Source organism: bacterium (assembly GCA_030647005.1).
Taxonomy (GTDB): Bacteria; Patescibacteriota; Patescibacteriia; order JACPHY01; family JACPHY01; genus JAUSKG01.
In genome coordinates, this window is record JAUSKG010000020.1 from 1 (window position 1) to 13,675 (window position 13,675).

Annotated in this window: 13 protein-coding genes; 7 read left to right on the forward strand and 6 right to left on the reverse strand. The window is 59.5% G+C overall.

Going from position 1 to position 13,675, the window contains the following annotated elements; translation table 11 throughout:
- Positions 1-6: 6 nt before the first annotated feature.
- Complete coding sequence (locus Q7S96_02145; protein ID MDO8463049.1) at positions 7-744, reverse strand: PEGA domain-containing protein; 738 nt, start codon at positions 742-744, stop codon at positions 7-9.
- A 545-nt stretch (positions 745-1,289) separates the two neighbouring features.
- On the opposite strand from Q7S96_02145, the gene Q7S96_02150 reads away from it, so the two are divergent.
- The gene (locus Q7S96_02150; protein ID MDO8463050.1) at positions 1,290-2,000 is read left to right on the forward strand and encodes a PEGA domain-containing protein; all 711 of its coding nucleotides are present in this window, start codon (positions 1,290-1,292) and stop codon (positions 1,998-2,000) included.
- Here the strand turns inward: Q7S96_02150 and Q7S96_02155 are convergent.
- A complete protein-coding gene (locus tag Q7S96_02155) occupies positions 1,976-2,119 on the reverse strand; it encodes a hypothetical protein (protein MDO8463051.1) in 144 nt (47 codons plus the stop codon). The genes Q7S96_02150 and Q7S96_02155 overlap by 25 nt on opposite strands.
- 103 nt (positions 2,120-2,222) lie before the next feature.
- Positions 2,223-2,501 carry a hypothetical protein gene (locus tag Q7S96_02160; GenBank protein MDO8463052.1) on the reverse strand — a complete coding sequence of 93 codons (279 nt, stop codon included), beginning with the start codon at positions 2,499-2,501 and terminating at the stop codon, positions 2,223-2,225.
- Between the two features lie 74 nt (positions 2,502-2,575).
- Between Q7S96_02160 and Q7S96_02165 the strand changes: the two genes are divergently transcribed.
- The 3 genes from Q7S96_02165 (at position 2,576) to Q7S96_02175 (ending at position 5,020) form a co-directional block, all read left to right on the forward strand.
- Positions 2,576-3,049: a hypothetical protein gene (locus Q7S96_02165; protein ID MDO8463053.1), complete on the forward strand. Its 474-nt coding sequence runs from the start codon at positions 2,576-2,578 to the stop codon at positions 3,047-3,049.
- Positions 3,050-3,149: 100 nt separating this feature from the next.
- Positions 3,150-3,842, forward strand: a complete 693-nt coding sequence (locus Q7S96_02170; protein MDO8463054.1) for a PEGA domain-containing protein — start codon at positions 3,150-3,152, stop codon at positions 3,840-3,842.
- Between the two features lie 443 nt (positions 3,843-4,285).
- Positions 4,286-5,020, forward strand: coding sequence for a PEGA domain-containing protein (locus tag Q7S96_02175; GenBank protein ID MDO8463055.1), 735 nt, complete (start codon positions 4,286-4,288; stop codon positions 5,018-5,020).
- A gap of 262 nt (positions 5,021-5,282) precedes the next feature.
- Here the strand turns inward: Q7S96_02175 and Q7S96_02180 are convergent, their stop codons facing one another.
- The 3 genes from Q7S96_02180 to Q7S96_02190 all read right to left on the reverse strand — a co-directional run bounded on the left by Q7S96_02180 (position 5,283) and on the right by Q7S96_02190 (position 7,973).
- Entirely contained in the window at positions 5,283-5,990 is a 708-nt protein-coding gene (locus Q7S96_02180; protein ID MDO8463056.1) for a PEGA domain-containing protein, read from the reverse strand.
- Between the two features lie 331 nt (positions 5,991-6,321).
- Entirely contained in the window at positions 6,322-7,062 is a 741-nt protein-coding gene (locus Q7S96_02185; protein ID MDO8463057.1) for a hypothetical protein, read from the reverse strand.
- Between the two features lie 176 nt (positions 7,063-7,238).
- Positions 7,239-7,973, reverse strand: a complete 735-nt coding sequence (locus Q7S96_02190; GenBank protein ID MDO8463058.1) for a hypothetical protein — start codon at positions 7,971-7,973, stop codon at positions 7,239-7,241.
- A 370-nt stretch (positions 7,974-8,343) separates the two neighbouring features.
- Here Q7S96_02190 and Q7S96_02195 point away from each other — a divergent pair, with 370 nt between their 5' ends.
- The 3 genes from Q7S96_02195 (at position 8,344) to Q7S96_02205 (ending at position 13,250) form a co-directional block, all read left to right on the forward strand.
- Complete coding sequence (locus Q7S96_02195; protein MDO8463059.1) at positions 8,344-8,556, forward strand: hypothetical protein; 213 nt, start codon at positions 8,344-8,346, stop codon at positions 8,554-8,556.
- A gap of 218 nt (positions 8,557-8,774) precedes the next feature.
- Positions 8,775-11,453 (forward strand): hypothetical protein, encoded by a 2,679-nt coding sequence (locus Q7S96_02200; protein MDO8463060.1) that lies wholly within the window; start codon positions 8,775-8,777, stop codon positions 11,451-11,453.
- Between the two features lie 246 nt (positions 11,454-11,699).
- Positions 11,700-13,250, forward strand: coding sequence for a hypothetical protein (locus Q7S96_02205; GenBank protein ID MDO8463061.1), 1,551 nt, complete (start codon positions 11,700-11,702; stop codon positions 13,248-13,250).
- Positions 13,251-13,675: the final 425 nt, after the last annotated feature.

The following is a 13,675-nucleotide window of genomic DNA, read 5'->3' on the forward strand; positions in this document are numbered from 1 at the left end:
AGTAAGCTACTCCTCGATCTTCTCGTAGATCTCTTCCCACTCAGATGGGGATTGCCATGCTTCGCCTATGTGCATGAGCGTGCCCTCGTTAAGGATGGCACCTGCCAAATCGGGCTCGGCCTCACCATCGCCATCGGGATCGTAATCACCCCTGTCTATCCCAAGTGCGTCTTCAGGGAGGAGACATACAGCTCCCGGTCCATTGATCACCGCGTAGATCGGTACGGGGCACGGCTCCGCAACCTCTGGCCACGGGGTCTCTCCCCACGGATCCCGCACGAATCCCATGCTTATGGTGATGGGCCGCGGATGGAACTGCGGGTATCTCGTTGAATGGACTAGCCACTCGCCCGTGAGATCTCGCCCGAGCATACACTGCACGGTCGCGGTACCATCTCGCTCAACGGTAATCTCCTCCGTGGGAGAAACAAAGCCGTCACGACGCACGGTGATCTCGTGCGATCCGGCATCGAGCGCAATGGTCGCCGGTGCCATGGTGCCGGTCGGCACCCCATCCAGGATGATTTCCGCGGTGACGGCGGTTGCGTCCAACTCGATGGCAAGCGATTGGAGCGTGACGGAGAGCATCCCGCCCCCCGGGTCCTCATGATCGGAATCGTCATCCCCCGTATCGTCATCCCCACCCGGGATGGTCGTATCGTCATCCCCGCTGGGTGCAACGACGCCCGGCCCGCAGGCGACGAGCGCGAAGCACGCGACGAGCATCAGTGTACCAGTACGCATGGTAGTACCTCCGTAGTTCTGTTGTGAATGAGCGATCCATCCGCCCATTTCCTCATGCGTTATTAGTATTGCAGAAAGAGACAACGCTTGTCAAGAGCAGCGAACAGTGCTCAGGGATCTTTCACACCTGTCATTGCGAGGAATGAGTCCGCGAATGACGCGGCAATCCCGGTCATCACAGCACGAATGCACGTACTGTTGTTGCCGGATGTGTACACCTATGGCCGGGATTGCCGCGTCGAGGACTCCTCGCAATGACACGTTGGCAGATGTCCCTGCACACTGGTTATTCGCTTGACATCAAAATAGCAATCTGCAATACTAACAACGCATGTCGTGGAAATCGTGTCAAGTCCGATTTCCAAATCGTATCATCGTCACACTGTCGTGGAAATCGTGTCAAGTCCGATTTCCAAATCGTATCATCGTCACACCGCAGGAATAATTGCGTCACTTGACACCGTAATCGTCATGCGTCATACTAACAGCGCATGAGGCAATGGGCGGATGGATCGCTCATTCACAAGTACAGAGGAGGTATTGTCATGCGAGGGATCATCTTGGCGTTGACCGCGTGCTTCGCGCTTGTCGCCTGCGGACCAGGGGTCGTCGCACCTAGCGGGGATGACGACACGACCATTCCGGGTGGGGATGACGATACGGGGGATGACGATTCCGATCACGAGGAGCTGGGGAGCGGGCTGCTCTCCGTCACGCTCCAGTCGCTCGCCATCGAGCCAGAGGGAACCACCGTCACCGCGGAAATCATCCTGGATGGCGTGCCAACCGGCACCATGGCACCGGCGACCATCGCACTCGATGCCGGAACGCACGAGATCACCGTGCGCCGTGACGGCTTCGTTTCTCCCACGGAGGAGATCACCGTCGAGCGAGACGGAACTGCGACCGTGCAGTGTACGCTCGGACGAGACCTCACGGGTACCTGGGAGCAGGTGGAACCATATGAGCCGTGGGATCCACTGTACGAGCAGTTCCGAGAGGCAGCAATGTTTTTCAGAGCCGAGATGGCGTCGTACGTTGAGCCATGTCCAACACAGATTTGGTTGGCGGGGCTCAGCGGACCAATGTGTCTTCTACAAGGAGATGCCATTTGGTTTAGTGCGCCAGGTGAGGATGATCAAGCCACAGGCAATGGGACTATTACGGAAGAAGGTCGTAAGATCGAGTACACATATATCGAAGAGACAGTAGAACCACCCTGGGAACAGACCTACATCTTCCTCGCCGCGCCATAATTTGGCGCACCACCGCCGTTCCACACGAACGGCGGTATTCTTTTGCCTGTTCCCTCACCCGCGAAGACGGCGGCCTCGGTGCCTGCATCTACCAACCCCGCATCAAGATCCAGGATCATGGAAATCGTGTCAGTGAAAATCGCGTGTGAAATCGTGTCAGCGTGTGAAATCGAAATCGTGTCAAGTCCGATTTTGCTATACTGACTTCCTATGGGAAGAGCACTACGCATCCAAGATCCTGGCATTCTCTACCACGTCATCAATCGGGGGAATGGTCGGCGTGCGATCTTTCATGGAAAGCGAGATTACGAACAGTATCTTGAGTTGCTGCATCGTTATCAAGAACGCTATCCCGTTCGTATCTACCACTTCGTCCTCATGACGAATCATGTCCACCTCTTGCTCGAACCGTTGGAGGATGCGGTGCTCGCTCCTTTCATGCAGGGCATCACGCTTGCGCACACGCGGATATTCAATACGAAACACAATACTGTCGGTCATGTCTGGCAGGGGAGATACAAGAACATTCCCATTGTCGAAATCGTGTCAAGTCCGATTTCATGAACGCAGACCAAATGCCCATCCGCAGCATGATTTTCGATTGGGGAGAAAATCGCGAAGCACTCACCATAGACAACTCAACCATCCCCAACCACCTCCCCGAGTGTAACGGTGCGACCTTCGGCACTTCCAGTGCTGCCGGCTGCACCAAAGGAGCCGTTCACCTCATCAACTCCTACACCTGCGAAGGCCAAGTAGGCCTCACCCGCTGCGATGGTGTATGGAATGATGCTGGTGCTTCCATCGCCACCGCCGGGTGTTGGGATGCCGACTACCCCCGCGAAGACGGCGGCCTCGGTGCCTGCATCTACCAACCCCGCATCAAGATCACGGACAACTGGGGCTACTGCAACGGGAGCTGCCCGGGAGGTGTCGAAGGAAATCTATGTTTTGAGGGCGCCCTCGTACCGGAGTGCTCTATCCCAAGCGGAGCAGATGACCCCTCGACACCATTCGCCAACCGTCTCATCGTCACCCCGCAGGAATGATCGCACCGCTTGACATCAGAATCGTCCCCTGCCATACTGACTGTGCATGAGGCAATGGGCGGATTGATCGCTCATTCACAAGTACAGAGGAGGTATTGCCATGCGAGAGATCACTCTGGCATTGATCGCGTGCTTCGCGCTTGTCGCCTGCGGACCGAGGGTCGTCGCGCCCGGCACGGACGATGACGACGACACGACCATCCCGGGTGGAGATGACGATGGTGAAGATCCGGGGAGTGGATTGCTCTCCGTCACGCTCCAGTCGCTCGCCATCGAGTCGGATGCAACCGCCGTCACCGCGGAGATCATCCTCGACGGGGTGCCAACGGGAACCGTCGCGCCAGCCACCATCGCACTCGATGCCGGAACGCACGAGATCACCGTGCGTCGTGACGGCTTTGTTTCTCCCACGGAGGAGATCACCGTTGCGCGAGATGGTACCGCGACCGTGCAGTGTACACTCGGGCGGGATCTCACGGGTACCTGGGAGCAGGTGGAACCAGAGCCGCGGGATGCACTGAACGAGCGGTTCCACGAGGCAACGATGTTGTTGATGGCCGAACCAGAAACCTTCATAGAGCCATGTCCAACACAGATTTGGTTGGTGGGGCTCAGACTAGGGATGTGTCTTCTGCAAGGAGATACCCTTTGGTTTCGTGAGCCAGGCGAGGACTATCAGGTCACAGGCAATGGGACTATTACCGAAGAAGGTCGCAAGGTTGAGTACATGCTCGTAGAAGAAACGGTAGATCAATCCTGGGAATATACCTACACCTTCCTCGCCGCGCCATAGCGCGCATCCCTCACCGCCGCCGTTCCTGTGGAACGGCGGTATCCTTTTGCGTGTGCCTGCTCCCTGCCCAAACGCATGGAACGGCTCCGCCCCGGTCTCCTCCATCGCCGGCTGTTGGGACGATGAATATGAGCGCGAAGGCGGTCGCGGTGCCTGCGTCTACCAACCCCGCATCAAGATCACGGACAACTGGGGGTATTGCAACGGGAGCTGCCTGGGGGGAGGTACCGAAGGAAATCTATGTTTTGAGCGCACCAGCGCAACGGAGTGCTCTAACCCAGAATCAGGTGACAACTCCTGGACACCATTCGCCAATCGTCTCATCGTCACCCCGCAGGAATGATTGCGTCGCTTGACATTAAAATCGTCATGCGTCATACTGACCATGCATGAGGCAATGGGCGGATTGATCGCTCATTCACAAGTACAGAGGAGGTATTGTCATGCGAGAGATCACCTTGGCGTTGACCGCGTGCTTCGCGCTCGTCGCCTGCGGACCGGGAGTCGTCGCGCCCGGCACGGACGATGATGACGACACGACCATCCCGACTTGTCCCGAACCGTGCTTCGGGGGTGGAGATGACGATGGTGAAGATCCGGGGAACGGGCTGCTCTCCGTCACACTCCAGTCGCTCGCCATCGAGCCAGAGGGAACCACCGTCACTGCGGAAATTATCCTGGATGGTGTGCCAACCGGCACCATGGCACCGGCGACCATTGCGCTCGATGCCGGAACGCACGAGGTCACCGTGCGTCGTGACGGCTTTGTTTCTCCCACAGAGGAGATCACCGTTGAGCAAGGTGGCACCGCGACCGTGCAGTGTACACTCGGGCGGGACCTCACGGGTACCTGGGAGCAGGTGGAACCAGAGCCGCGGGATGCACTGAACGAGCGGTTCCACGAGGCAACGATGTTGTTGATGGCCGAACCAGAAACCTTCATAGAGCCATGTCCAACAAAGATTTGGTTGGTAGGGCTCAGACGAGGGATGTGTCTTCTGCAAGGAGATGCCATTTGGTTTTGTGAGCCAATTTTGTATCCTGAGTCAGACGAGGCCTATCAGGCCACAGCCAATGGGACTATTACGGAAGAAGGTCGCAAGGTTGAGTACACGTTCGTAGCAGAAACGGTAGACCAATCCTGGGAACAGACCTACACCTTCCTCGCCGCGCCATAGCACGCATCCCTCACCGCCGCCGTTCCTGTGGAACGGCGGTATTCTTTTTTTGTTCCCCGCGAAGACGGCGGCTCCGGTTCAATACGAATCTCTGGACACCATTCGCAAATCGCATTGTCGTCACCCCGCAGGAATAGTGAGCATACGATCCTTCTTGCGGCACAAGATCGGCGTTCCATGGCCTGCAAAGAAAAACCGACGTTCCCGTAAGGGGGCGTCGGTCGTTGTCGGGCAGAGTGCGTGTTGATGGATAGCCAACCAACTACTCCTCGATCTTTTCGTAGATCTCTTCCCACTCGGAGGGTAGTTGCCATGCTGCTCCCATTTTCACGAGTGTACCCTCGTTGAGGATGGCACCCGCCATGTGGATGTCGGTTTCACCATTGGGATAGGAACTCGACTCCTGCCAAAGTTCGTCCTCGTTGCGGAGGCACATGGCTTCGATCAGTCGCACCCAGATCGTTGAAGGGCATGGCTCTCCGTATTCCCCCAACCGATCAAACGCGAACTCCATCGTCACGCTGAAGGGTCGCGGAGGAAACTGCGGTAGTCTCGTTGAGTGAAAGAGCCACTCGCCCGTGAGATCCCGCCCGAGCGTGCATTGCACGGTCGCGGTACCATCTCGCTCAACGGTAATCTCCTCCGTGGGAGAAACAAAGCCGTCGCGACGCACGGTGATCTCGTGCAATCCGGCATCGAGCGCAATGGTCGCCGGTGCCATGGTGCCGGTTGGTACTCCGTCCAGGATGATCTCGGCGGTGACGGCGGTTGCATCCGACTCGATGGCGAGCGACTGGAGCGTGACGGAGAGCATCCCGCCCCCCGGGTCCTCATGATCGGAATCGTCATCCCCCGTATCGTCATCCCCACCCGGGATGGTCGTATCGTCATCCCCGCTGGGTGCAACGACTCCCGGCCCGCAGGCAGCAAGCGCGAAGCACGCGGCGAGCATCAGTGTACCAGTGCGCATGGTAGTACCTCCGTAGTTCTGTTGTGAATGAGCGATCCATCCGCCCATTGCTTCATGCGTTGTTAGTATTACAAAAAGAGACAACGCTTGTCAAGAGCAGCGGACATATGTCATTGCGAGGCATGAGTCCGCGAATGACGCGGCAATCCCGGTCATCATCGGACGGGTGCGCGTACTGTTGGTGCCGGATGCGTGCGCTTATGACCGGGATTGCCGCGTCGAGTACTCCTCGCAATGACATATGTGCAGAGGGCGATTGAGCGTAAAGAAAACACCCCGCGAGTTGGCGGGGTGATGCGAGGGCGTGTGCATGAGCGGGGGTCGCCCCTGCTTATTGTTGGCGGTAGCGTTCCGCGACCCTCTTATAGAGTGCTCGGATGTGTGGTGAGTCGGGATTTGCGCGAAGCTCGTCGAGCATGCGCTGTATCGTTTGTCGTTGTCCCGCGATCGTCGCATCGCGCGCAATGCGTGCGCGGAGGTGATCGAGGAGCGCCACGGGGATACTCGATGTCGCCGCAGCGATGACGATGCCGTCGTGGAGGCACGCGATGCGTACGTCCACGCGGTAGGTATCGCTTGCGCGAGCGATGCGGAGGGAGCCGAGCGCGTCAAGGCCAACGAGCGCGTCGCACCGAGGAGCGTGCGTTCCATCCACGTTATCGTTCGCGTGTTGCTCCGCACACGTCTCAAGGAGCGCGTCCGCAAAGCGTCGTGCGGTAATCCGGAATGCGGGATGCAGGTGCATGCCTACCTCCAGCTCACTCGCATAGAGTGCCAGGAGGTCGTCCGGTGCACCGACGAACGCAACCGCAGTCGGTGATCCGTTCGACGTGCCGCAGGTGCCCCCGTTCGGTATAGCGGAGAGTTCCTCCAGCAGATCGGCGACGGGGAGGAGCACGGGATCGCGTGCTTCGCGCAGCGTTGCGATGTACGCATCGAGCGCCGAAAGGGGATTCGGTGCGTGCGATGCGGAGGACGGCATGGTAGCGGTGATCGCTCCCTGTGGGCGCGATGCGCACGCGCTGACACCGAGCAGGACACCAAGCCATGTGGCGGTACGGATGTGTTGCATGGGAAACCTCCTGTTGGGACCTCTGCAAGGCATCCCATTTCGCGTCAGCACCACGCTGTTCGGCTGCAATGCGTTTCTCGAATCTCAAAGTAGCTCTGCTACTCCTTCGATTCTGCGAAACGCATTTCGCTCGAACATCGCGGCACTGCCGCGAACGTGATGCCTTGCAGAGGTCCCTATTCCGTACAGCGATCGTACACGTTCCACCACTCGCACGGCGCGTCACGAAAGATGATCGAGGGGTCGTCCGTTGGGAAGTAGACGAACCGTTCGCCGTTGTCGAGGATTTGTCCCGGTGAATCACGTCCGACCACTCCCGAGTTCGGGTCCACGACCGACCATCGGAGTGCGTCCTCGGGGAGCAAGCAGAGGTAGTGTCCATTAAGGGCAAATATCTGCGTCGGGCACCGCTTCGTCGTGGGATTTCCGGTTCGCCAATCCACCATGTACTCCCCGAACACCATGGTGACGGAACTATCACACTCTCCTTGTCCTGATGGCGGTGGCTCACACCGGAGCTCGGTGAGCTTCCATCCTCCCGTGAGGTCTCTCCCGAGCGTGCTCTGGACGGTCGTCGTCTCGCCATCGGCGACACTCACCACCACCGGCGGTGAAATGAAGCCAGCGCGGAGCGTGGTGACCGTGTGCTCACGCGCCGCGACCTCGATCGTCGTCGGTGCCATGATGCCGGTCGCTGCACCATCGAGGACGATTTCTGCACGCACCGTCGTGCCTTCGGGCTCGATGGCGAGTGATGCGAGCGTGATCTGGAGCAATCCGCTCGGTCCGGTGATCGTGCCAACCGTCGTGATAGGATCTGCTTCATCCGGAACGCCGTCGCCATCGCGGTCTGCCACCTCCGGTGCGCAGGCCATGAGCGTGAGCGTCATGAACATCATCCATGGGCGCATGGTACACCTCTTTCTTTTGTTGTGAATGAGCGATCAATCCGCCCACTGCTTCATGCGTTGGTAGTATTGCAGTAGGAGACGGTGCTTGTCAAGCGTGGTGGGCGGTATGTCATTGCGAGGAGTCCGCGACGCGGCAATCCCGGTCATCAAAGGACAGATGCGCTTGTTGGCGTGGATTGGTGCCCCCATGACCGGGATTGCTTCGCTCGAGGACTCCTCGCAATGACAGGAGGGTTTTACTAGAGGCAGAAGACAGTGCTTGTCAAAAGCGGACACGGACAGACGGGACTTGACATGTTGCATAGTCATGATGGGTGGTCGTGGTATCCTGGTCATGAGGTGTACGCATGAGGCACAGCGTCGTTCCCGTATGGCAGAGCTCACCGTAGAAAGATTCGAGCAATCCATGGAGTCCTTCGCGAAGATCGTGAAGGAGGGCTTTGATACCATTGATCGTGAGTTTGGTCTGCTGCGGAAAGAGATGCATGAGGAATTTCAGCGCGTTGACCATCGGATCGATAAGCTCAGTGAACACGTTGACGTTTTCATCCAGCTGCATCAGAAACTGGATATGAGATTGTAGAACAATGGTGTAGCGGAGGCCTTTAGGCCTCCATCTGCCATACCGCCACATGGAGACATAAATGTCTCCGCTACACCATGCACAGCACAATGAATCGTAAGCACAACCCCACATTCGTGTGGGGATTGTTTGTGTGGGCGAGCGCGGCATCGAGATTGTGTCCACAGCGGGATTTTTGCACATGCGAGGTATACTTGCGGTGGATGAGATCCCGCGCTATGCGCACGTTTGGTGCGAGAATCATGGGAATCCGCGTTCTCCAGCGAACGGGGAGGATATTGAGTATCGCGATGGCCTGCGCCACCGTTGGGGTTGTGTTGTTCCTGCCGCATCCTGCGAGTGCTCAGGTCTTGAATAGTGTGACGCAGGGCATCGCGGAGATCATCGGTGGCTTGCTCTCCCTCCTCATCTGGTTCGTCGGCCTCCTGTTCCTTGCTGCGGTGTATGTGCTCACGATCGTCGCGCAGTACAACGGGTTCATTGACGCGCCGGCGGTGGTGACGGGTTGGGTCATCGTGCGCGATGTCGCGAACATGTTCTTCATCGTCGTGCTGCTCATCATCGCGTTCGCGACGATTCTCAACATCTCCAGCTACAAGTACCAGCAGATGCTCCCGCAGCTCCTCATCGCGGCAGTGCTCATCAACTTCTCCAAGACCATCGCCGGCATCTTCATTGATTTCTCGCAGGTCGTCACGCTCACGTTCGTGAACGGATTTGCCGCGGCCGCCGGCGGCAACTTCGCGAGCATGTTCCAGATTCACAAGATGTTCAACGTGAATCCCGGGGCGAATGAATCGCTGGGTGGACTGAAGATTGTGGGCGGGTACCTGTTGGGTCTTTTCCTCATGCTCATGGCGCTCGCGGTGGTCCTCGTCATCATTGTCATCCTCACGTTCCGCATCGTCATGCTCTGGGCACTCGTTGTGCTCTCGCCGCTTCCGTACCTCCTCCGCATCCTCCCCAAGCGCGGGCAGCAGTACGGGAACAAGTGGTGGGATGAGTTCTTCAACTACCTCATCGTGGGGCCGGTGCTCGCGTTCTTCCTCTGGCTCGCGCTCACGTCGCTCGGCGGTGGTGAGGTCGCGCAGTCGTTCCGCGGGCCGGGGACGATCGGTGGGTCCGATGCCGAGTTGAGTGAGTTCAATACGATTGGTACCGAATCGAGTGGCGTGGATTCGCTCATCTCGTTTGTCGTGGCGATGGCGATGCTCGTCGCCGGACTCAAGATCGCCGGCGAATCGGGTGTCGTGGGTGCGGGCGCGGCGAACCTCGCGCGGCAGAAGCTCGCATCCTACGGCAAGCGTTACGCGTACAACGTGAGCGGCGCGCGCGCGGTGCGATCCATGGCGGCGCGCGGCGTGCAGTCGGATCGCGCGCAGAAGCTCCTGAGCAAGACCGCAGCGATGAGGATCCCGCTCGCATCTGGCCTCGCGACCTCCGGTCTCATGGCGGTCAAGGGTGCACGGAAGAAGCGTGAGGAGGATGCGGCGAAACGCATTGGCGTCATCAAGAATGTCCGCGATCTCGGGCGCACGGTGCAGCCGAAGGGCGTGTTCGGCAAGGCGACCGCTGCGATCAGTCGGCTCGGCGCCAGCGGGTACTACGAGCAGCAGGAGGCGCAGAAGCGACTCCCATCCGCGATCGCCGATGCCGGTGCACGCGGGAAGGCCGTGCATGGCATGGAGCCCAAGGATCTTCAAGCTATGGATGTCGGTGAGCTCCGTCGGCTTTCTACAATGAGCGAGGAGGAGGGTGGTCTCACGGCGACGCAGCGGTTGCACCTCCTTGAGCGCGGCTCCATTGGGCAGCAACAGGCCGTCGGCTTGCGGCGGGGTGAGACATCGTTCCGGTCTGCGCAGCGCAACTACGAGAGCGATCGGTACCAGCACCACCTCACCGCACAGCCGAACACAAAGGCGGGCCAGGCAGAGGCAAAACGTCTCGCGCGGGAGGACGCCGAGCGCGATGTACTGAGCGTCATCGCGCCGCGTCCGAGGATTGATGCCGGACTCACCGACGAGTCAGACCCCAACTTCATGAACGGCAAGACGCGCAGTGATGTGATGGGGAAGGAGCAGAGTGGCACCATCATGGACGAGGGCCGCTACGAAACAACGCGCCAGGCCATCGCGCGCAGCACTGGTGGTAGTGAGGATGCATTTTACCGTAGCCCCGAGTACAAGAATAATAAGCAGGATTACTACGACCAGCGGCAGTACTCCACCGTGAAGAAGTCCTACGATCAGCAGCGCAAGGCGAAGGATGAGCGCGGCCGCAACCGCGTGAGCGGCGTTGCGAGTTTGACCGCACAGGCGAGAGAGGCGCCTGGTGGTGCGCTGCCTACCGCGACGCTCCTCGTGCGATTTGAGGATATTCCCGAACTTCGGCATGTCGTCGCCCAAGAGGATCACACGGTAACGGATCCTGTCCAGAAAACCGCCCTCATGGTCGGTATGGAAGATGCCATGGAAACCGATGGTTATGAACGCAGTGCGATTGATGAGGCAATGCTGGCCGTTAGAAATGCGAGTGTCCTGCACCTCCGCAATACGGGAACGGAAGACAATGAGGCCGCGAGCCGGCTCGCGGTCATCCGTGAGGCCGTACGCCAGCAACTCACAGGTCTCGCATCATCCAACCCAACGGCATTCACCAATCTCGAGAGCGAGATGCGGCGGATCGTCCCCACGTTGACCGCTCAGATGCAGACCGCGCTCAGCGATCCTGCGCTCAGTGATGCCGATGCCATGAAGGAGTACGTCGCGCGCGCGCTCGCGAACAGCCAGCTTGGGAGAGCGACAGACCCGCAGACGAACTCCACGATGATGCGCATGCTCGCGCGTATGGGGTTGAACGTGAACAAGACCTTCAAGGTGAGCCCGAATGAGGAGTAGGTGAGTCGCTGGAATGTTCTTGGAGAGGTTTCCGCAAACGTGTGTCATTGCGAGCCGATTCCGCGAGGCGTGGCAATCCCGGTCACCAGCGCACCGATCCGGCAACAACAGCGCGCGCACTCGTCCGGTGATGACCGGGATTGCCACGTCACTCGCGGACTCCCTCCTCGCAATGACAGGACAGTGGGGTTGCGTAGCGAGCATCACTGCAAGTTGCACTCGCCATCAAAAATGTCAAAATCTCACATGATTCAGCAGGGAGGAGCTCCATTGCGACAGATGTCAGACGACGTCGCCGAAGCACTCTACAGCATCGGAGCGGTGGCGCGTATGCAGACGATTGAGGAAGAGCTCGATGTTCGACTCGTCGAACTCATCGAAGACCTCGCCACCGGCGAGCTCCGTTGGCGCGATTTCGCCGATGCCGTCATGCGGCAGGGGAAGACCCCGCAGGAAGCGCAAGCAATCCGCGATCGCGTCTACCGCGAGCTTCTCGTGGACATTTTGCCAAAGATTGACCGCGAGGCGGCACCGCCGCAGAAGCCGTTCGCGGAGGTCCTCCACGCACTCGCGGAAGCAATCGGCACGCTCGATGAGCGTCAGGTGCGACGATTGCGTGAGGCCGCCGAGTCGTTCCTCCGGAACGCACGCACGGAGGTGCAGACGACCGACGTGCTCACGCGGAGTGCAAAGATCGGCGGTGTCGGACTCACGGAGGAACAAGCCCGCGCGACGATCGCGATCCTCACGGAGCAGCGCGGTCTCGTGGCGTTTGACGAGGATATCTCGTCACCTGCGCCACCGCCCGCGGACGCGCTCGCACTCACCGAGCATGAAGAGCAGATGATCGGTGCTGGAGCGGAGAGCATATCGCGTTTGTCGCCGGTTGCCACTGCCGTTGACGCGCTCATCGCCGCGACCGGAGCGCGATTCACGCGCGAAGCGGTGGAGCAGCGCTTCCGCGCGGCGGTCGCGGCGCGTTTCCGCGACGTGCGCGACGAGGCGGAGACCCGCGCGCACCTCCTCCGTCCGTTCACCCGCGGGGGCCTGGGACTCTCCGAGGAAACCGTGCGCAAGCTCATGCTCGTCATCGAGCATCGGTTCCGCGAGTTCCATCACCTCCCGTCGCCGCGCAAGCGGAGCGTGGCGCAAGCACCACGACACGTTGCACGCGCCCTGCCGATGCCGGTACCCACCACACCCGTCGTCCGGAAGTCCCTCGTACCCGCCGTATTGCCCCCTCCGCCTCCGCCGCAACTAACTCCGCGAGTCGAAAAAATCCAAGTCCCTGAGCAGGATCACGCACCCACGCGGCCGGTGGTCGAACGACAGGAACAGCGCGTGGCGCAGCAGCCCGTGGTGTTGCACCCGAAACCGCCTGCGCCACCACCTCCATCGCCCCGCGTGGAGCGGCCTCTCGTGACCCCAAAGCCCCCTGCGCCAGCAGCGAGGCAGAAGATCATGGACGTGCGCCCACCGCGTCCGCGACTCATCGGGCCCGTGGAGGAGCTCGCCGCGCTCACCGTAGAGGATTTTCGCAAGATCAAGGGCGATTCGATGACGGTCGCCAGGCGGATTGGCGAGAAACTCGATGTCCTCGAGAAGCAATCCTACGCGCAGCGCGCGGTCGGACTCCGGGCCTTGCGCGGAAGCCCGCTCCTCCAGGCGTACGCAGACATCCTCAACGCCGCCCTCGCCGAAGGGAAGAAGGTTGACGATGTCCTCAGCACCGTAGGAACGCTCACGAAGGAGGAGTTCGTGGCGATCGGCATGTTGAGCCAGCAGCTGCGTGCGTGATTGCGGCACCAGCGGAGAGGACAGCACGGTGACGATCGTGCTATGCTAAGAGGAGAGTGAAGCAATGTGTTCACGTTCGTCATTTCGACCGAGTCCGCGAGTGGAGAAATCTCACTTCCCCCTTCGTCATTTCGACCGAGTCCTCGAGTGGAGAAATCTCGTTGAGCAGTAGGATGTTGCTCGTACTGTTGGACGAGATTTCTCCACTCCCTCGAGGACTCAGTCGGTCGAAATGACGAAAGGAGATGGAGCGTGTGAGACCAGTGGAGAAATCTCACTTCCCCCTTCGTCATTTCGACCGAGTCCGCGAGTGGAGAAATCTCGTTGAGCAGTAGGATGTTGCTCGTACTGTTGGACGAGATTTCTCCACTCCCTCGAGGACTCAGTCGGTCGAAATGACGAAAGGAGATGGAGCGTGTGAGACC